The organism is Neisseria sp. HMSC074B07 (genome assembly GCF_001810355.1).
Taxonomy (GTDB): Bacteria; Pseudomonadota; Gammaproteobacteria; order Burkholderiales; family Neisseriaceae; genus Neisseria.
Map to the genome: position 1 here is coordinate 79,470 of NZ_KV800969.1, position 17,230 is coordinate 96,699.

At 44.0% G+C, this 17,230-nt stretch carries 22 protein-coding genes; 17 read left to right on the forward strand and 5 right to left on the reverse strand.

From position 1 onward, the window contains the following. Positions 1 to 61 precede the first annotated feature (61 nt). From HMPREF2726_RS09945 to HMPREF2726_RS09995, 9 genes are all read left to right on the forward strand, one after another. On the forward strand, positions 62 to 664 hold the full coding sequence (locus HMPREF2726_RS09945) for a hypothetical protein (protein ID WP_070603239.1): 603 nt from the start codon (positions 62 to 64) through the stop codon (positions 662 to 664). 74 nt (positions 665 to 738) lie between these two features. Next, the gene (locus HMPREF2726_RS09950) at positions 739 to 1,275 is read left to right on the forward strand and encodes a ribbon-helix-helix domain-containing protein (RefSeq protein WP_070603241.1); all 537 of its coding nucleotides are present in this window, start codon (positions 739 to 741) and stop codon (positions 1,273 to 1,275) included. 11 nt (positions 1,276 to 1,286) lie between these two features. Beyond that, the gene (locus tag HMPREF2726_RS09955) at positions 1,287 to 2,522 is read left to right on the forward strand and encodes a relaxase family protein (protein WP_070603242.1); all 1,236 of its coding nucleotides are present in this window, start codon (positions 1,287 to 1,289) and stop codon (positions 2,520 to 2,522) included. A 418-nt stretch (positions 2,523 to 2,940) separates the two neighbouring features. Beyond that, positions 2,941 to 3,366: a type II toxin-antitoxin system VapC family toxin gene (locus HMPREF2726_RS09965; protein ID WP_009311172.1), complete on the forward strand. Its 426-nt coding sequence runs from the start codon at positions 2,941 to 2,943 to the stop codon at positions 3,364 to 3,366. Positions 3,367 to 3,630: 264 nt separating this feature from the next. Beyond that, on the forward strand, positions 3,631 to 3,873 hold the full coding sequence (locus HMPREF2726_RS09970) for a hypothetical protein (RefSeq protein WP_049230299.1): 243 nt from the start codon (positions 3,631 to 3,633) through the stop codon (positions 3,871 to 3,873). Next, positions 3,870 to 4,496 carry a recombinase family protein gene (locus HMPREF2726_RS09975; RefSeq protein WP_070603244.1) on the forward strand — a complete coding sequence of 209 codons (627 nt, stop codon included), beginning with the start codon at positions 3,870 to 3,872 and terminating at the stop codon, positions 4,494 to 4,496. Before HMPREF2726_RS09970 ends, HMPREF2726_RS09975 begins: the two co-directional genes overlap by 4 nt. A gap of 290 nt (positions 4,497 to 4,786) precedes the next feature. Then, positions 4,787 to 5,629, forward strand: a complete 843-nt coding sequence (locus HMPREF2726_RS09985) for a zeta toxin family protein (RefSeq protein WP_246827885.1) — start codon at positions 4,787 to 4,789, stop codon at positions 5,627 to 5,629. A 135-nt stretch (positions 5,630 to 5,764) separates the two neighbouring features. After that, a complete protein-coding gene (gene umuD, locus HMPREF2726_RS09990; protein ID WP_049230302.1) occupies positions 5,765 to 6,355 on the forward strand; it encodes a LexA family protein in 591 nt (196 codons plus the stop codon). Between the two features lie 5 nt (positions 6,356 to 6,360). Continuing rightward, positions 6,361 to 7,608, forward strand: coding sequence for a Y-family DNA polymerase (locus HMPREF2726_RS09995; protein WP_070603248.1), 1,248 nt, complete (start codon positions 6,361 to 6,363; stop codon positions 7,606 to 7,608). Positions 7,609 to 8,479: 871 nt separating this feature from the next. Here the strand turns inward: HMPREF2726_RS09995 and HMPREF2726_RS10000 are convergent. Genes HMPREF2726_RS10000 through HMPREF2726_RS10010 form a run of 3 tightly spaced genes read right to left on the reverse strand, consistent with a single transcriptional unit; the run spans position 8,480 to position 9,955 of the window. Beyond that, on the reverse strand, positions 8,480 to 8,677 hold the full coding sequence (locus tag HMPREF2726_RS10000) for a hypothetical protein (RefSeq protein ID WP_246827886.1): 198 nt from the start codon (positions 8,675 to 8,677) through the stop codon (positions 8,480 to 8,482). 37 nt (positions 8,678 to 8,714) lie between these two features. Next, a complete protein-coding gene (locus tag HMPREF2726_RS10005) occupies positions 8,715 to 9,503 on the reverse strand; it encodes an N-6 DNA methylase (RefSeq protein WP_070603249.1) in 789 nt (262 codons plus the stop codon). A 53-nt stretch (positions 9,504 to 9,556) separates the two neighbouring features. Then, a complete protein-coding gene (locus HMPREF2726_RS10010) occupies positions 9,557 to 9,955 on the reverse strand; it encodes a phosphoglycerate kinase (protein ID WP_070603251.1) in 399 nt (132 codons plus the stop codon). Positions 9,956 to 10,561: 606 nt separating this feature from the next. On the opposite strand from HMPREF2726_RS10010, the gene HMPREF2726_RS10015 reads away from it, so the two are divergent. Further along, positions 10,562 to 10,948: a hypothetical protein gene (locus HMPREF2726_RS10015; protein ID WP_070603253.1), complete on the forward strand. Its 387-nt coding sequence runs from the start codon at positions 10,562 to 10,564 to the stop codon at positions 10,946 to 10,948. 625 nt (positions 10,949 to 11,573) lie between these two features. On the opposite strand, the gene HMPREF2726_RS10020 is transcribed toward HMPREF2726_RS10015, so the two are convergent. Beyond that, on the reverse strand, positions 11,574 to 12,341 hold the full coding sequence (locus HMPREF2726_RS10020) for a hypothetical protein (RefSeq protein ID WP_070603255.1): 768 nt from the start codon (positions 12,339 to 12,341) through the stop codon (positions 11,574 to 11,576). 5 nt (positions 12,342 to 12,346) lie between these two features. Continuing rightward, a complete protein-coding gene (locus HMPREF2726_RS10025) occupies positions 12,347 to 12,535 on the reverse strand; it encodes a Cro/CI family transcriptional regulator (protein WP_049322041.1) in 189 nt (62 codons plus the stop codon). Positions 12,536 to 12,641: 106 nt separating this feature from the next. Between HMPREF2726_RS10025 and HMPREF2726_RS10030 the strand changes: the two genes are divergently transcribed. The 7 genes from HMPREF2726_RS10030 (at position 12,642) to HMPREF2726_RS10055 (ending at position 17,230) form a co-directional block, all read left to right on the forward strand. Continuing rightward, on the forward strand, positions 12,642 to 13,292 hold the full coding sequence (locus HMPREF2726_RS10030; RefSeq protein ID WP_070603256.1) for a LexA family protein: 651 nt from the start codon (positions 12,642 to 12,644) through the stop codon (positions 13,290 to 13,292). A gap of 649 nt (positions 13,293 to 13,941) precedes the next feature. Beyond that, positions 13,942 to 14,238 (forward strand): hypothetical protein, encoded by a 297-nt coding sequence (locus HMPREF2726_RS10035; RefSeq protein WP_070603258.1) that lies wholly within the window; start codon positions 13,942 to 13,944, stop codon positions 14,236 to 14,238. Between the two features lie 23 nt (positions 14,239 to 14,261). Further along, on the forward strand, positions 14,262 to 14,633 hold the full coding sequence (locus tag HMPREF2726_RS10040; protein ID WP_246827887.1) for a hypothetical protein: 372 nt from the start codon (positions 14,262 to 14,264) through the stop codon (positions 14,631 to 14,633). Positions 14,634 to 14,992: 359 nt separating this feature from the next. Then, a complete protein-coding gene (locus HMPREF2726_RS14180; RefSeq protein WP_009311186.1) occupies positions 14,993 to 15,160 on the forward strand; it encodes a hypothetical protein in 168 nt (55 codons plus the stop codon). A 110-nt stretch (positions 15,161 to 15,270) separates the two neighbouring features. Continuing rightward, complete coding sequence (locus HMPREF2726_RS10045; RefSeq protein ID WP_049230288.1) at positions 15,271 to 15,819, forward strand: TrbM/KikA/MpfK family conjugal transfer protein; 549 nt, start codon at positions 15,271 to 15,273, stop codon at positions 15,817 to 15,819. A gap of 210 nt (positions 15,820 to 16,029) precedes the next feature. After that, on the forward strand, positions 16,030 to 16,794 hold the full coding sequence (locus tag HMPREF2726_RS10050; protein WP_009311188.1) for a P-loop NTPase family protein: 765 nt from the start codon (positions 16,030 to 16,032) through the stop codon (positions 16,792 to 16,794). Further along, positions 16,784 to 17,230, forward strand: coding sequence for a hypothetical protein (locus HMPREF2726_RS10055; RefSeq protein WP_049230287.1), 447 nt, complete (start codon positions 16,784 to 16,786; stop codon positions 17,228 to 17,230). Before HMPREF2726_RS10050 ends, HMPREF2726_RS10055 begins: the two co-directional genes overlap by 11 nt.

Genomic DNA, 17,230 nt, shown 5'->3' on the forward strand with positions numbered 1-17,230 from the left:
CTTTCAACCATACGGTCTGAAACAGCATTGTTTCAGACCGTTTTTTTTTCGGAATAAAACGATGGCAGATGAACTTCAACAACCGGGCAGAAGGGGAATTGTGAAATCTCAAGACAACATCGAGCGTGTGAGTAATGCCGACATTCCCGAGTTTTTGAAACTGATGATTGAGTCTGGCGAAATTACCCAATGGAGGGAATTCCCGAACCGCTTTTTTGTCAATGGCGTGGACAAAGCAAGAATTATTTGGCACACGGACGAACAGGAGTTCGGTTACGCCTACCTCAACGAACTACCGAAAGAACAGTTTGAGAAATTCCGAGATACCTACAACCATATCCGTACACTGCACAAGGCAGAGAAAGAGCATCTGTACAGTGCACAGGAGGGGGCATTGGAAAAAACAGGCGTTAAGGAAGAGCCCACTATCCGGGACGTAGTACCGTCATCTCCTGAAGAACGGCTACTCGCCGCCAAACATCGTTACCTGATGCAGGATACTTTTTTGACACAACCCGAGAGACAGAAGCGGCAATTTAAAGAGTATCTGATGGAAAAAGCAATCCACGACATGCCGCCCGATATGCAAATAAAGGCGCGGGCTAATTTTTACGAGTCGCAGATTATTGAAACTGCCAAGGAAGGTTTTGATCCGATACGGTGATTCTCCTTTTCTCTATTGAATTTCACCCTTTAAGGCCGTCTGAACATCAGACGGCCTTATTTTTGAGTAATCGTATGAATAATGAAAATGGCAAAAGCAGCCCGATCAGGGTGTTCGGTCTCTCTGAAAGTGAACAGTTATCATTGCGCGCGTTGGCTGTCATGCGATACGGCAAAGATAGTATTTCTCTACTGCTTAAGAAAACAGCACAATCTTTATTAGAACAAGCCGCAGAACCCGAACCAGTTTCACTGCCGCCGCCCAAAAGCAACAAGCGCATTACCGTCCGACTACCGGAAAAAGACCGTGCATATTTGGAAGAGGCCGCTAAAAGGCGTGGCGGTACGATCAACGATGCAATACGCGACATCATACAGACACATATCAGCCGCCATCCCATCCTCTCCGCCGTCGAGCTGGACGAATTACACCATTCAAATTACCAGCTTTTGAGTATCGGACGAAACCTCAACCAAATCGCCCACAAACTCAATGCGGGCGAACCTGTCTCTCTGACATCACAATACATCGCCGAACTGCGCGAAATCATCAACAACCACACCGAGCGCGTCGGGCGGGTACTGCATACCCAGCGAAGGCGTAAAAAATAAGGAGGCAGACTATGGCGACCAATCCCATAGACGACTGGTTTTTAGGTTATAAAACCCGTGCCGTCAAATCCAAAGACCGGGGCGGCTTGTATTTGGGTAACGGCCGCCGCCCGTCAAAACCGTTGAAATCTGGCAGTGGCCTAACCAACCTTAAGGCCGCCGCTCTCAAGCACCCCGAAGTAATGGTAAAAATACCTCGTCGCCTCAGCAGTAATTCAAAAGGGATTGCCGGAGTACGCGGCCATTTGGACTATGTATCACGCAACGGCAAGATACAGGTTGAAACCAATGACGGCGAACGCCTAAACGGTAAACGGGAAGTACGCGACTTGGTGGAGGACTGGAAACGACTGGGAATTGCCGAACACACCAAGCATAAAGAGGCATTGAACATCGTACTGTCGATGCCGCCAGGTACACCGCCGCAAGCCGTACTGGATGCCGCCCGAAACTTTGCTGCCGAGCAATTTGAGGGACACAAATACGCCTTTGCACTGCATCACGAGTCGGACAAAGAGGGGGAGCCGCCGCATCCACACGTCCACCTATGCGTACTAGTGCGTAATCAATTCGGTGATCGGCTCAATCCGCGTAAAAACGACCTGTTCGAATGGCGTGTTCGCTTTGCCGAAAAACTCCGGGAAGAAGGTGTACAGTGCGCCGCCACTAGACGACAGCATCGAGGAATAACGCAAAAACCGGAAAAAGGCGTCTTTCGTGCCATAAAATCTCGCGGCCAAGTACCGGACCGCTACCGGCAACAGGCTGAAGAACTGATTGAAGCCGTCAAACACAACGAACGACCGACGCATCAGTCTTGGAAGAAAATAATGCACACCCGCGGACTGATAGTGGATGAGTACGGCAAAATAGCCAAAGAGCTGTACAAAATGGGGCATAAGACCGAAGCACGTATCATCAGCCGGTTGGCCAAAGAAACCGCCGCTCAGCCGCGTGATACTAAGGCTCAGCAACAGTTTGATACAGCCCTCAACAACGGCATGACTGCTGAAAAACTGACCCAAAACCTGAAGCATCAACTTGATGAAAGCGAGCAATTCAGCAATCTGGCACGAAAATTGTCGGAAAGCGGACATAGAGCGGAAGCGAAGCTTATGCAGGATTTTGCCGTTGCGGCAGCCGGTCGATCCATTGTCGGAGAAACATCAGTGGAACGCAGCAATACCCAATCGGCAGAAAAACCGTCCCTGCATCATGAACACGGGGATGACGGATTGACACGGTAGTTTTGAATCCGTACATACGACAAACCATATTTGCAGAAACCAATACAGCAACGATAACCCGGCCGCAGCACTGGAAACGGTGCTGCGGCCGGGCTTTTTTGTTTATAGGAAATACACACCTCACTTGCTATCAATTTACAAAAATGATAGCATTTGACAGTATTCAAACAACCTCGAAAGGAACGGATATGCCTTCCATTACAGTCAGAAACCTATCCGAAGAGACCCATCGAGCCCTTAAAGCACGCGCATTAGCCGCCGGTCGGAGTACGGAAGCCGAAATACGGCTGATACTGGATCAAGCTGCACGTCCCAAACAACGCATCCGTCTTGGTTCACTGTTATCTGATATCGGCCGGGAAGCAGGAGGCGTGGATTTGGACATAGAACGGCAAGAGCAAACTGAGGTACGGTTCTAATGATTCTGCTGGACACCAATATCATTTCTGAACCGCTCCGCCCCAAACCTGATTCTGCCGTCATCGCTTGGTTGGACAGACAACCGGTGGAAACACTATATCTTTCCAGCATTACCGTGGCGGAACTGCGTTTCGGCATCGCCATCCTTCCCGAAGGCGGAAAAAAACGGCTGTTGTTGGAAAAACTGGAAGAAACAGTATTACCTGTATTTTCAGACCGTATTTTGGATTTTGACATCGAAGCTGCCGTTGCTTACGCCGAAGTTCGTGCAACAGCGCGGGCGGCAGGATTCACTGTTGCGGCGGCAGACGGCTATATTGCAGCCATAGCGCGTTACCACCATATGACGGTAGCTACCCGAGATACGACTCCGTTTACCGCAGCCGGATTAAAAGTCATCAACCCGTTTCTAGGTGGTAAATAAATAGTCCATACCAAACAACAGTCTCTCTCAACCGACTGATAAACAAAAAAAGCCCTGCGGCCGTACAAATTTCTTGTACGGCCGCAGGGCTTTTTTTGTTTTTTGATGAGTCAAACTGTGCAAATCATATTGTCTGTTGGCCAAATAGAATGGACAATTTGGTTGTGGACAATTTAAGTCCTGATTATTTTAAATTAGCCAATTTCAAAGGTATTTATTTGATGGGTAATTAGAGCATACCCAAAATAACCAGGAGCAACATTTATGATTACAGATGGCATGAAGACTTTAATTGGAAAAAAATATTACCAACTCTCCCGTGATGAGAAACTTATTGTTTCAGATATATTTAAAACAGGGAGAAAACATGGTTTCAAATTGATTGTCAATTTACCGTCGGATGCAGATGAAGACCTCAAAAAATCGTTACAGAATGGCGTTTGGGGTATTCGTGAGATGGAACATAAAGACGCGATTGGTCTCGTTGTTCAAGTAGAAAAAACATGAAAGCAGCGAGAATCTACCAACGTGTCAGCACCAAAGAACAAAATCTCGAGCGACAAAACGCCCTAATTGAACAAGCTAAAGCTGAAGGTTACTACATTGCGGGTGTCTATAAAGAAAAGGCCTCCGGTGTCCGTGCTGATCGACCTGTGCTGAATCAACTGATTGCAGACTTGCAAGAAGGCGATGTGATCATCACCGAACATATCGACCGCATCAGCCGTTTGCCTTTGGCAGAAGCGGAAAAACTGGTCGCCCGCATCCGCGAAAAAGGTGCGTTCCTGTCCATTCCCGGCATTATCGACCTGAGCCAAATCCAAACCGATTCCGAAATTGCCAAAATTGTTTTGGACAGCATACAAACCATGCTGCTCAAAATTGCCCTACAAACGGCCAGAGACGACTATGAACAACGGCGTAACCGTCAAGCCGCCGGCATTGCTGAGGCAAAAAAACAGGGACTTTACAAAGGCCGTCAGGCAAATATCCAAAAGCATAAACTGATTGTCAGCCTACGCCAAAACCATACCCTTCAAGAAACGGCCGCTCTAGCCGGATGCAGCGTATCGTTAGTCAAAGTGGTAATGCGGCAACACAAACAATCTCAAATCCCAAAAGAGGAATGAAAATTGGCTACGTTAATGCAGAAAGACGCTTTAATAGAACGAGTTGCCAGTGTACAGGCACTTATTTCACGCAAAACACCCTATTCGGAGGTGCGCTCGGAAGACCAAAAACGCATTGCTGAGTTGCGTGGTTTCCTATATGACACCAAACCGGAAAATATCGACTTCGGCCGAGTAGTGGAGGAGTGCAATACCTTACATCAAAAATATTCAATCATGCCTAACATCGAATGGGACGTATGATGTCGGACAGACGAGAAGCGTTGATTTTCCGGCATTTGTGGAATGACTTGATTTCCGAACAACAGGTTAGTCCAGTCAAATCTCCGAAAGGATTTGTATTGGGAGGACAACCCGGAGCAGGTAAATCAAATTTAGTAGGAATAATCCGTCAAGAATTGAATCGAAACGTTCTTATCATTAATGGCGATGAGTTCCGTCGTTACCATCCTAATTTTGACGGCATACAAGAACAATATGGTATTGATTCTCCCAAACATACAGCCGCCTTTTCAGGACATATGACCGAACGAGTAATAGAAAAGGCATTACGAGAAGGATATAACATCAGTGTAGAAGGTACATTTCGCACTACTGAAACGCCCATGAGAACGTTGGAAAAAATGCGTGAACATGGCTATGAAACTGCCGTCTATATACAAACAGCACCATCAGAAGTAAGCTGGCAAAGCACCTTGGAACGTTATCAGGTAATGGAGCTGCTTGGAGAAACACCAAGGGCAACGCCCAAAGAACATCATGACTTGGTTGTTAAGTTGTTGCCACAAAATGCGGACACCGTGTTTTTATCAGGCAAGGCCGATGTATTTAAAGTGTTTTCCCGTGAAGGATTGATATTTGATAGCAGGATATATAAAGGACAAATCCCGAGTATTATCATCGACCAAGAGTTGCACCGAAATACGCGCCGTCTTGAAATGTTGGAATCTCGTATTAAACAGGAATCTGACGTTCTGTCAGATTTTCAGAAAAAGGTTATTTATGAAGCAGAAAAACTGATAGCAGGATTACAACCTGCTGACCAAGTTCATGCAAAGATCAATCTTTACGATAGTCAGCTTCAGCAGATTGAGCGGCAGATTTTAAATACAGATATTGGTTTTGACCGTTAAATTTAATAGGCTATCAATTTGATGGCCATTTTTTTATACGATAAAACAGAAAGATGTTAAATTTTAAGCTTTTACTAATTACAAATTTTGAATTAATGCGTAAACTTGATTATGTTACAAAATCAAGTTTACTTTATGAGTACCATTAAAATGACAAATCATGGCGGCAGCCGAAAAGGTGCTGGAAGAAAGCCCAAATCAGGTGGAAAAACCGTTGTGAAAAGGATTCCAGCTTCACTTGTTGGAGAAGTGGATAATTTAATTGTTCAAGCGCGTACTGAAACAAAGGTACCGATGGATGCGATGTTTCCGTCTAAAAATCCAATTGAATTACTAATCCCATTGGCTCTTGAGAAAATACCGGCAGGCTTTCCAAGTCCAGCAGAACCTTATATCGCCGAATACATAGACTTCAACAAATATTTGATTTCTAACCCTGCGGCCACTTTTTTTGCTCGGAGCGGCGGTCAATCAATGCTTGATGCTGGTATCGATAAAGACGACATATTGGTTATCGACCGTTCAGTCACTCCCAAGCACCGAGATATTGTCATGGCTGATTTGGGAAATGAATTCACTATTAAACGACTGCATAAATTTCCTGATGGCCGTATAGAACTTCATTCGGAAAACAGTTCTGGCGACTATCCTAATTTTTCCCCTAAAGAAGGAGATACTTGGGCAATTGTCGGTGTATTGCGCTTTATTATCAAAGATTATAGGTAGATAACATGTACGCGCTGATTGACGGAAACAGTTTTTATGCGTCGTGCGAGCGAGTATTTCGTCCCGAGTTGAAACATACTGCGATTGTCGTTTTGTCTAATAACGATGGTTGCGTCGTGGCACGTTCAGCGGAAGCTAAGGCGATGGGCATCAAAATGGGTGTGCCGTACTATCAGGTGCAACATTTAGAAAAACAAGGTCGTCTGAAAGTTTTCAGTAGCAATTATGAGTTGTATGCCGATTTATCACGTCGGATGATGGATACGATAGCAGGACTAGTTCCGTCTATCGAAGTCTATTCTATTGATGAATGCTTTGCAGACCTAACCGGCATGGAGAATCTTGCCGGGATTGGTCGTGAAATAAGAGAGCGGGTATTGAGATGGATAGGCATACCAACCTGCGTAGGTGTTGCACCAACAAAAACGCTGGCTAAGTTCTGTAATCATTTAGCAAAAAAATATCCGAAACATTTCGGCGGCGTAGTGGTTTGGACTGATTGGTCAGTGGCAATACAACAAAGGGCTTTGTCCAGTCAGTCTGTATCTGAAGTTTGGGGGATAGGTGACCGAACAGCGACTAAACTTAACAAACAAGGAATCGTCACTGCATGGGATTTTGTCAATGCTGATAGTTATACTTTACGCAGTTGCTATGGGGTAGCTATTGAACGTGTACAACGCGAATTGCAAGGTATTCCTTGTCATGAACTTGAAATTATTTCCGATAAAAAACAACATATTTTACGTAGTAGAAGTTTTGGAAAATCAGTAACTAAAATTGAGGATTTACAGGCGGCCATTAGCCACCATGTATCATCAGGGGCTGAGAAGTTGAGACAAGAAAAAACGCAAGCCTGTACTCTTAGTGTGTTTATTCAAACAAACCGTTTTAGAGAGGCACAGCCTCAATACTATGGACATCGGATTACTTCAATTTTTCCAACATCTGATTCTATTGTATTGAGTAGAGTCGCCCATGATTTACTGGGGAGTATTTATCGATCCGGCTTTGTTTACAAAAAATGTGGAATTGGACTTGGGGGGATCGAACAAATTTCACAAAGTGATTTGTTTGGTAGTCCTGTGACACATGAGGAATTGATGCAGAGTATTGATCAAATTAATACTAAATTTGGTAGGAATACCATTTCCCTTGCTGCTGAGAAATTGGGCCGACAATGGCATATGAGCCGTCAAAAATTGAGTCCTTGTTATACGACTAGGATAGATAGTTTTCTCGTAATACCATAATTTCGTAGAGAAGGAAAGATGTTTTTATGAACTATTTTCTTTTTTGAATCAATGGCATAAATAAAAATAGCCTAAATATAAATTTAGGCTATTGACAAACTTGCAGTAATAATGCAAAATAGAAAATGCCCTTGATTAAACAAGTAACGGCAATTACTGTTTCGTCAAAGGGATCATGTATCAGGGTTAAGGAATCAGACCTTGTAAAAACTATTTGTTTGTGTAGACAACAAGCGAATAGTACATGATTAGGGCTGGAAATGTCAATAAGTTTTACATTCTTATCAATTGGGGTTATGTGAAACAACGGACGAAGTACAGTATAAAAGTTGGTTCCAAGAATATAAGGAGCCAAACATGGCCTTGAATTCAATCATAATTTACGATAAAGGCTGGGTCAAAGTCCGTTACCGCCGAGTGCGAAACAGTGACCGAATCCTAGACGCGCATGATTATGGTTATGAATATTGGTGTTTCCCCGTTAAAACACGGAAGCATTAATAAATATAACTCTAAAGCCACCCAGAAATGGGTGGCTTTTCTGTCTTAGATAATGCCATTTTATCTATATGAGGAGTTATCAGCATTACTTTCGTATATCAGAAAAGGTCAAAAATTTTCTCAAAAATATAAAATCTGAGAAGAAAAGCCCGCCGTAGGGGGCAAGAGGAAAATAGGCGTGGCAATTTTGCAGGTTGCCGAAGGTGCCGGAAAAGTTGCCTAAGTCTATTTTCTTCTTGGGGGCGTGGGGACGTTTCTGCCGAACCTTAGAGAGGCGGTAACGGGGCTGCGGCGGGCGTTTTTTTCCGTTAATTTCCCTTCAGCATATATAAGGTCGTCTGAAATCGCCATTTCAGACGACCTTTATATCTTAGTCATTGTAAATAATTTGCTCTATCGTCCACCATGTATGCGGATAATTAGCCTTGAAATCTTCAATTTCCCATTGATAATCTTCATCATCAATTCCAGTGCCATAAATAAATTTTTTGTCAGAACCTATAAAATGTGTTGCCCTAATACAACTTTTTCTAATACTTGCTTCAATTTCAGAAACATTATCCAACATCAAAAACTTAATTAGGGCTTGGGTATCCAGCTTTTCTTTAAAACAAAACTAACTGTTCTTCCAATGTCAACAAGGGGGCAGTTATCTTCGTTTCGTCTTGACTGTGCTGTTTTGCGTCGAAAGCGGCTATTTTGTCGGCTTCAATTTCGGCTTTCATATAGTCTTCAAAACCGCCACGCAACCAATGCACCGTCCGCCATGCCGTATGAAATTCGTTTTTTAAACTGTCTCCATGTATGATTTTTGCGGGGATACCGTAAAAATGGCATTGCACAAAACACATCCACACACACAACACGTCTATATCCACCGCAACCGCTGCCATATGTAACGTCGGAACTTTTCCGCTATCGGCGATATGTTCAGCAAAGGCAAGCAAATTCGCACCGCTCCCGCAACACGGCTCAAGCAAGGAAACAAATCTTTGTTTTTCCAGTTTCTCCGCCGTGTCGATTCCTACCAGTTTCGCCATCACTCTTGACACTGACATCGGCGTAAAATACTGCCCGTTACGCTCGTTTGACGCGCCCAAGTCCATATAAAGCTCACCCAAAAAATCTTCGTAGCTCCCGACGTTTACCGCTCTAATGCAGCCCGAAGCCAAAACGCCCAAAAGGTCAGGAAAAATTTTAAAAGCCTCTTCTTTATATTCTCGGCGGATAGTGTGGTATCGCTCCTCGCGTATTTCCCAATCATCATCCCGCATATAACTATTAAAAATCGCAAGGGCTGCCAGCTCTACGAAATCACGAAAAACATCAGACGGTTTATATGTCGCACCGAATGAATAAATGAGTTTTTTCAGCTCTTTAACCGTGTTATCCATTTTTTGCTCCCGAAGGTTTCAGACGACCTTTGCCGCCCGAAACCGTTTAGCCATTACCACCAACTGTCATAGAAAACTGCTCGCCCCTCAGCTATCGCTAACCGCGCATTCGCTATAAAGGTTTTGGTTTCTGTAATGTCTTCGGGATAAATTTGCGAATCTCCAAAGAAAAAGCCTGGCGTGTATTCTAGTTTTTCATCATTTAAATCAGCTTCCAGCCGTTCTAAATCTTTGAGTTCTAGCCGCACAGTGCAACAATTAAATACATCGGCTTTGCCGCCTTTTTGCCGATATAGTTTTTCCATCCAGCCATGTAGATGGTTAAATTTCCGCCAGTACGCAAATTGATTCAGTTCTGCTTCATCGCGTTTATCTTCACTCACATTCACATCGGTTTGACGGTCGCCAACAAACTCGGCATTCATGGTGTAGCCGTACATATCAAGTCCCATTTGATAATCCTTTCATAAATGTTCATTCATAAATAATCAACCATCGGGGGCAGCGGCCGCCGTGTTGTGATGTCGTAAAAAATTTCAAAGCGCAAAAAGTCCAGACTGGCTTTGTGCGGCTTTTATCTTTGTCCGGTGCGCCCTCTGTGGCGTGGTGGAAAAGGTAGAAGCCGTGCAAAGACACTTGTCTTGGTCTGGACTTTTTGCGCTTTGAAATTTAGACATCAACCAACAACACGGCGGCCGCTGCCCCCGATGGTTGTTTCAAACCTTCAGCCGCTTTGCGGCGTTTCCGTCCTTTTGGGCGGAATTGAAAAAACGCTTTAGGGCGTTTTTTGGCACTCGTTGCCTATCCTGCGTCTTGTTTTGATTTGCTGTTTATATGGGATATAGGCGTTACTTTGAGGAGGTGATACGCATGGACTTGGATATGTGTGAATATACTGAAGTATGGAAATGTATTTATTTGATTATTTGACATACTAATTATATAAATAATGATTATTTATTATTTCTTTAGTATTTTTTGGATTAAGGATGTTGATTTTTGGAATAAATATGGATATATTGACACTTATATATGAATATAAGTGAATAGATACGTATATGAGCGATTTAGATGACTTCGTGAAGAATAATGCCCCGTCAGGCAAAAAATCCAAACTTGATGCCTTTGCCGGAGAGATTTTCACATTGAAAAACTTGGGTTACTCAGAAAAAGATATTCTGAGATTCCTGCTTGAAAAAAAAGGAATAAAAGTAAGCCAGCCAACTTTGAACAGGTTTATCCGTAGCCATATCGGTAAAACTATCATATCATCCGAAACAAATCATCAACCTATTAATGATTCCGTACAAGTCAGAAACAGACAGGTCAGTACCGTTACTCCGACAGTTCCTGCCCCTCAAAAAACTAACTCTAAAAAATCGCAACGACCAATCATTGGCAAGTTTGACTTGAACAGTGAAATTGACGTAGATGAACTGATGTAAAAAAGCCGTCTGATTAATTCAGACGGCTTTTCACAAGCAGAGATATACGCAGAAATCAATGTATCAAACAATCAAAAAATCCACTACCGCCGTTAGGTGACCTCGGTTTTCTATCGGCAGTTTCACGGCTACGATTTCGTTTTTCATGTCATGGTTGCGGCGGTTCTAGAGTGCTGCAAGGATTTTTCCACAAAACCTGTGCATATCCCTCCCTCAAAAACGTTCCATATCCTCCCAAACGTCAATATCCATTTATATCAGCCATAAATTGCACAAAAAACAATCAGGCGGCCGCCTGTAATATTTTTTGATAGTGATCTGAGATCGTGGTCTTTGTATAAAGGCCGTCCTATACGGACAAAGTTCTCTGTCCTCAAAAGCCAATGTTCTTTGTTCAATATGTACAAACACAGTATTTTCAATTACTTATTTCAGCAAAAAAAGCGGATTTTTATCATCTGATTTGGGTAAAAATAGGAATACGGTACGGAAAACAGGTGGGCATCTCCCAATCTGCGCCGAAAAACAGGCAAAACCGCCTTTCAGACGACCTTTCCGGCTTCAAAGGGCGCAAAAAAAGCTGCCGGAGCAGCCTATGGGCGCGACTGTGTCGACAGCCTGACGTTTACTGTTTTTTCTTGTAGTAATTTATGAGATTTTGACGATTAGGATTGTCAGGATTCCGCTGTCCGCCTGTATCGGGCGGCGGGGCGGCGGATTGTTTGATTTGCGCCTTGTATTCCGCCTTAGCTTTGCGCGTGGCCGCTTCAGACGTCGGCGGCGCAGGGATGTTGGGGGAACGGTCGGATGGATAGAAGCCTGCCCAGCCGTTCAGAATCGATTTCTGCATCACGGCATTGAGGTCGTAGTTTTTGTTTTTGAGGTCTTTAAGTTGTTTGAGCAGGATTTTTTTCTGCTTGATATTGAGGGGCTTGCCTTTTTCGGCGCGCATCTTCAAAAAGTCATTCCAAAGACCGAGATTAATCCATTTCTCGAGGCGGAAATTGTCTGTATCGATATGATAGCGGCTGTCGAATTCCGGCACTGCCTCGCCTTTAACTAGATAGCAAAGCTCCAATAAACGCTCTTTGTTGAGCTGCCAGTGCATTCTGCCGTGTACGCCTGCGCGTCGGCATTGGATCACGCCTTTGCCCAATAAAAATTTCCGCGCCTTTTCGTACCCACGTCGCGTCAGTCCAAATTCAGCGAACAACTGGGCGGCTGTCTTGTATATCCAGCCCTGACGTTTCGGCTCCTTGTCAGCTACATCGCTCCACCAAAACAGTCCCGACAATAATGTCGCTGCCTGAATATTGGAGCCGCACAAAAGCCCGAACTCGCGGTAAACCACGAAGTCCGTTGTGATGTGATGACGAAGGTCGGCTGTGAGCATAGGATTTATTTTGCTCTTTTGTTATAAAGCGAGGGGTTAACTTTCAATTTTCCCTTTGTTATCTTTTCAACCTTATATGCTTGCTTTTCAGGAATGATATCTTTCCACTGAGTAACTGCTGAGGGGCTAACATCCAAATGTTGAGCAGTGGCACTTTTTGAACCGAAATATTCCAGTACATCAACTTTAAACATAATTTTTACCTGTCATTTTAAGTATTCTTAAATTATAAGTGTGAAGAAAACTTAAAGCAAGATGAGTTAAGATTACTTAAATCAATTTCGCAAACAGGTTTGAACCGTGGAAACTTCAATTGGACAAAGAATTCGGCATAAACGAAAGGAGTTCGGTTGGACTCAACAAGAGCTTGCAAAGAAGCTCAAAGATGTCTCGCATGTAGCTATTTCTCAATGGGAGTCGAACACAACCAAGCCAAATGCTGAAAATTTATATGAACTATCTCAGATTCTTGGGTGTGACTTCGGTTGGCTTTTAAAGGGAGAAGGCGAAAATACAAATGTCTTATTTTTAGCTGATCCGGAAAATAAAAAAATTCCAATTTTGGAAATTACTCAACTCGAACATTGGCATATCGGTATAGACATACCAACCCCAATAGAAAGAGAGTACCTTATGAGTAATATCCATAAACACAGCAAATGTTTTGCTTTGAAAGTTCTGGATGATTCCATGAAACCTGATTTTGTAGAGGGAGATATGATTGTAATTGACTCAGAACAGAAGCCAGCACCTGGAGAGTTTGTAGTGGCTCGAGTTGATAAAGACATTTTATTTAGAAAGTATCAAGTTGAGAGCTCCGTGAATGGAGAGGCAGAATATTTCTCTCTTACCCCACTTAATCAGGATTTTCCCCCGTTCTCATCTTCTCGGCACTCCATTGAACTTCTTGGCACAATGGTAGAACATCGGATTTTTAGAAGGAAAAGATAATTTCCTGATTCACCCAAGATAAAAGGTCGCCTGTGAAAACAGGCGGTCTTTTTTTTATTCATACAAAGCAATAACTTACAGCAATGAAACTAAAAAAATTAAGAAATCTTAAAATTTAGCTTGCTTAATAATTTAAGATAACTTAAAATTAACCCAGTCACAGATTTAAGCTCTTTAAAAATTTGTAATGAAGCAACCGGCCTTCGGAGTTTTTTCGGAGTATAAACCTCGAAAATAACAGGCGTAGAAAAGGCGATCGAGCCTTTGGGTTAGAACAAACGGTTGCTGGCAGCTTTCAACCTGCCAAAAAAAAATGCCGCGCATCCGGGTAGCCTGATGAGAGGGTCCGGTAACAGGCGGCAAGTTGGACGTATTTTTAATTGGAGCGTATCTCCAATGCAGCAGCGATAATCTGCGGACAAGCTGCAAAATACATATTGATTTTTCTTTTCCCCGCCGTGAGCGGGTATTTATCGGATAAATCCGATAGGGCATATGCCCAATGTTCAGACGGCTCTACCCGTCTTTAAAGGTGTATCCAAATCCAAGCCCACTTCTTGCACAAGTGGGTTTCCGTTTGGATTCATCCGAAATAATAATAAAGTTTATTATTTCAGATAGTTTATTATTATAGTTCAAAGGTGAAGTTATGACAAATATGACAGAAGGCGAAATCAAAGCTTTGCAAATTAAGGCGGCGGAAATCTGCGCTCATTTTGAAAACCGCTCGACCGTTTATGTGCGCTCGGGACAGGAAATTTTTGAGGCGAACCGTGAGAATCATGATGACGCATTCATCGCATCGTGTGTTGCGAATGACTACTGGTGGAAGTTCGAGTCGTATCTGAAGGGCAGTGATCTTTGGAAAGATGCAGAGTCTGATGATATTGATGATGTGGCGGCGGAGTTTGAGGGTAGGTTTGCGGAATTTTTTCGGGAAGGTTGAGAACGATGCCCGTAAAGATGGGAATGACTTTATTACTTAGTCTGTTTTTTGATGATTATGGTTTTCCTAATCTATGGGCGTGGGTAATCTATTTTATTCTTTTTGGTATAACGGTGGCCTGTTTCTGGATATTCTCTTCGGGTAGAAAAAAAGAAGAAGAGGTATTATTCAAATATACTTCGCTTTCTGCAATTTTCTTGTATTTATGCCTATTTGGCTTAGTTTATTCATTAAACCCATATGGATATATACCTGTTAGTGGTACAGATATCCAAAAGGATAACATAAGAAGATGTACGCTCGGAAAAACCATTACCCTTGAAAACATCGAGGATATTATGTTCGATTGCAAAAAACATGATTTGGAAATGGGACTTAAGTCCATAACAAAATAAGCAAGGTTAATTTCAGGTCGTAAGAAGTTTCAGACGACCATTTCTACCGCCTAGCTACACAAAAGGCGGCGGGCAACTCAGCGGCTCGAGAGAAAGGAAGACTGAGCGGTTCCGATACCGTCCGTGTGTGATGTTGTGTGAACAAGCACTTTGCCCGTGAAACAACGATCAGTAACGGGAGGGTAAAAATCGGCGGTATTGGTATTTATCACACCCTGCCGTTTTGAGCGATGCCCTGATAAGGCTGACTACCGGCAATACGTCGGGGAGCAGGTGGAAGCCCTGCAATTAAATTCTGAGGTCGTCTGAAGAAAGTTTTCAGACGACCTTCAATTTATCTAAAAGCGAAAGGAAGCAACATGAAAAAACTCCGCAAGCCCGTCAAACAGATCGTCATCGGGACATATCAAAGCATGAGAGCCGCTGCACAGCAGGTTGACCTGCTGATGAAGGGCAATGGTGATTTATGTGTGAACATTGTCCAAGAAGGAAGAAAGTTCCAAGTTCGGACGGTCGTATGGCAATGAAAAAACCGCTTTCTTGCGAAAGCGGCTTTCTCGGAGACTTGGGTAATCTCGTAGGGGTACGCAGATTATCCTTTTTTTCGTCTTTTATTTCAATATGGAAAAGGTATTGTATGAAAAAATACTTGGGTTTGTTGACAGCGGCGTTGCTGGGTGCCGCGCCCGCCGTTTATGCGGATGATGTACTGACAGGAGATACGCGATTGGCGTGTGAGGCGATTTTGTGTCTGTCATCAGGCGACCGTCCAAGCGAGTGTACCGCTTCGATTAAGCGGTATTTTTCGATTAGGCATAAAAAGTTGGGGGATACCCTCAAAGCACGTCGGAACTTTTTAAAGATGTGTCCGGCAAGTTCTGAAAGGGAAATGGCTGGATTAGTAGATGCCATCGCGGAAGGTGCCGGTCGTTGTGATGCAAAAGAGTTGAATCGAATGATGCGTTACTCGGCATGGGAAGAGGTTTGCGAACAGAAAACCTATAACCGCCTTGGTCGAAACTACACGAAACAGGAAAACTGTCAGATGGTTAAAAAATTCCGTATCCGCCCCGACAAGCCGGGTTATTGCAAGGCTTATTTCGATCACAACCTGACGACGGCAGGCGACAAAGTACGCTACGTCGGCGATGAACGAAATGGCGGACGCTGGGTTGATGTCCGCTAGATTATCTCGGTTGTTATTTCCTCCTGTGTTCGGGCAAGCCCTTTCCTGATGTCCGACACGCTCTTTCCCTGCGGGCAACTCCTGTCCGCAGGGCTTTTTACAGACCAAAGTCCGTTTGAAAAGCGGGTTTTGATGTGTAAAAAATCCAAACGGCCGTAAAAACGGTATTTTTTTATAACGAAACGACAAACAGGAAAGGTTGGAACAAATATGCAAGAAGTAAATTTGATAGTTCAGAGTAAAGGCGGATGTGGCAAAACGTTTTGCTGCGCCTCATACGCGCAATATGTGGCGGCAAGGGCTGCTAATCAGGTAGAAGTACACTGCTACGATACCGATACCAGCAACCGTACGTTGAGCCGGTACAAACCGTTGCACGTCCAAGTAATCAACATCCTGACACGGGATAACAACGTTGATATTCGTAATTTTGACGGACTGGTTGAGCAGTTCTTGGAAAAAGACGGTATAGGCATTGTCGATACCGGTTCCAACACTTTTATTCCACTGATGTCGTATATCGCTGAAAACAACATCGCCGAACTGCTGCGGGAATCAGGTGTGCGCCTGATTCTTCATGTACCGATTGAAGGCGGACAGGCGCAGGTTGACTGCATCGAAAGCTTGGGACGGATTTTGAACGACGTCGATGCTGAAGTAATAGTTTGGCTGAACGAGTTCCACGGCGCAGTGGAGAATGGCGGTAAACCGTTCGAACAGTTCGGTGTTTACCAAAAACACAAAGACCGCATCGTCGGTATTGTGCGCGTGGAAAAACGCAATCCCGACACCTACGGGAAAGACATTGAACAGATGACTAAGTTGCATCTGACCTTTGACGAGGTGGATTCCACGGCAGAAATGACCTTTATGCCTAAACAACGTCTGCGGAATGTGAAGCGCGATATTTTCGCGAAACTGGCAAACCTGCCGGTTGCAGTAAACGCTTTGAATGGTGCGGACGATGGAAAATAAGCCCGCCGAAATTGTCGCTGAAGTCTTCCGGCATTCGGGGACGCGGCTGACGGAAGACGATCCTATCGTCGTCATGTTGATGATGCAGGATCAGTCTTTCCGCCAAGCCTTTGACGCATTTGCGAGGCAGCAAACGGAAGAACGGCTGGTCTTCTTGGAAGAACTTTCCGTCCGTGAAGGCAATATTACCGCTGCCGCCGCCAAGCTGGAAAAGTACCGAGAGCAACTGCTGGCAGAGCTGGCGCAGTATGCCAACGGACAGATTGCCGAGGCAGAACAAAAAATCTATGGTTTGGTATCCCAACGTATCGCCCGTGATACGGAAGAAGCCAACGAACGGCTGGTCAAAAGGCTGGAACGACTGGTCGTCTGTACTATGGCGGCAGCTTTGGCAGTGTTGTTGATAGTGGGATGGTTTTTTGGGAGAGGAGGTTGA

Bases quoted from the DNA above. Each gene is read 5' to 3' on its own strand.
- HMPREF2726_RS09970 (WP_049230299.1), top strand. From the start codon at position 3,631: ATGATTACAGATGGCATGAAGACTTTAATTGGAAAAAAATATTACCAA.
- HMPREF2726_RS10040 (WP_246827887.1), top strand. From the start codon at position 14,262: ATGACTTTATTACTTAGTCTGTTTTTTGATGATTATGGTTTTCCTAAT.
- HMPREF2726_RS10035 (WP_070603258.1), top strand. From the start codon at position 13,942: ATGACAAATATGACAGAAGGCGAAATCAAAGCTTTGCAAATTAAGGCG.
- HMPREF2726_RS10050 (WP_009311188.1), top strand. From the start codon at position 16,030: ATGCAAGAAGTAAATTTGATAGTTCAGAGTAAAGGCGGATGTGGCAAA.
- HMPREF2726_RS09975 (WP_070603244.1), top strand. From the start codon at position 3,870: ATGAAAGCAGCGAGAATCTACCAACGTGTCAGCACCAAAGAACAAAAT.
- HMPREF2726_RS10020 (WP_070603255.1), bottom strand. From the start codon at position 12,341: ATGCTCACAGCCGACCTTCGTCATCACATCACAACGGACTTCGTGGTT.
- HMPREF2726_RS10015 (WP_070603253.1), top strand. From the start codon at position 10,562: ATGAGCGATTTAGATGACTTCGTGAAGAATAATGCCCCGTCAGGCAAA.
- HMPREF2726_RS10005 (WP_070603249.1), bottom strand. From the start codon at position 9,503: ATGGATAACACGGTTAAAGAGCTGAAAAAACTCATTTATTCATTCGGT.
- HMPREF2726_RS10025 (WP_049322041.1), bottom strand. From the start codon at position 12,535: ATGTTTAAAGTTGATGTACTGGAATATTTCGGTTCAAAAAGTGCCACT.
- HMPREF2726_RS09995 (WP_070603248.1), top strand. From the start codon at position 6,361: ATGTACGCGCTGATTGACGGAAACAGTTTTTATGCGTCGTGCGAGCGA.
- umuD (WP_049230302.1), top strand. From the start codon at position 5,765: ATGAGTACCATTAAAATGACAAATCATGGCGGCAGCCGAAAAGGTGCT.
- HMPREF2726_RS10045 (WP_049230288.1), top strand. From the start codon at position 15,271: ATGAAAAAATACTTGGGTTTGTTGACAGCGGCGTTGCTGGGTGCCGCG.
- HMPREF2726_RS10055 (WP_049230287.1), top strand. From the start codon at position 16,784: ATGGAAAATAAGCCCGCCGAAATTGTCGCTGAAGTCTTCCGGCATTCG.
- HMPREF2726_RS14180 (WP_009311186.1), top strand. From the start codon at position 14,993: ATGAAAAAACTCCGCAAGCCCGTCAAACAGATCGTCATCGGGACATAT.
- HMPREF2726_RS10010 (WP_070603251.1), bottom strand. From the start codon at position 9,955: ATGGGACTTGATATGTACGGCTACACCATGAATGCCGAGTTTGTTGGC.
- HMPREF2726_RS09945 (WP_070603239.1), top strand. From the start codon at position 62: ATGGCAGATGAACTTCAACAACCGGGCAGAAGGGGAATTGTGAAATCT.
- HMPREF2726_RS09955 (WP_070603242.1), top strand. From the start codon at position 1,287: ATGGCGACCAATCCCATAGACGACTGGTTTTTAGGTTATAAAACCCGT.
- HMPREF2726_RS09950 (WP_070603241.1), top strand. From the start codon at position 739: ATGAATAATGAAAATGGCAAAAGCAGCCCGATCAGGGTGTTCGGTCTC.
- HMPREF2726_RS09965 (WP_009311172.1), top strand. From the start codon at position 2,941: ATGATTCTGCTGGACACCAATATCATTTCTGAACCGCTCCGCCCCAAA.
- HMPREF2726_RS10000 (WP_246827886.1), bottom strand. From the start codon at position 8,677: ATGTTGGATAATGTTTCTGAAATTGAAGCAAGTATTAGAAAAAGTTGT.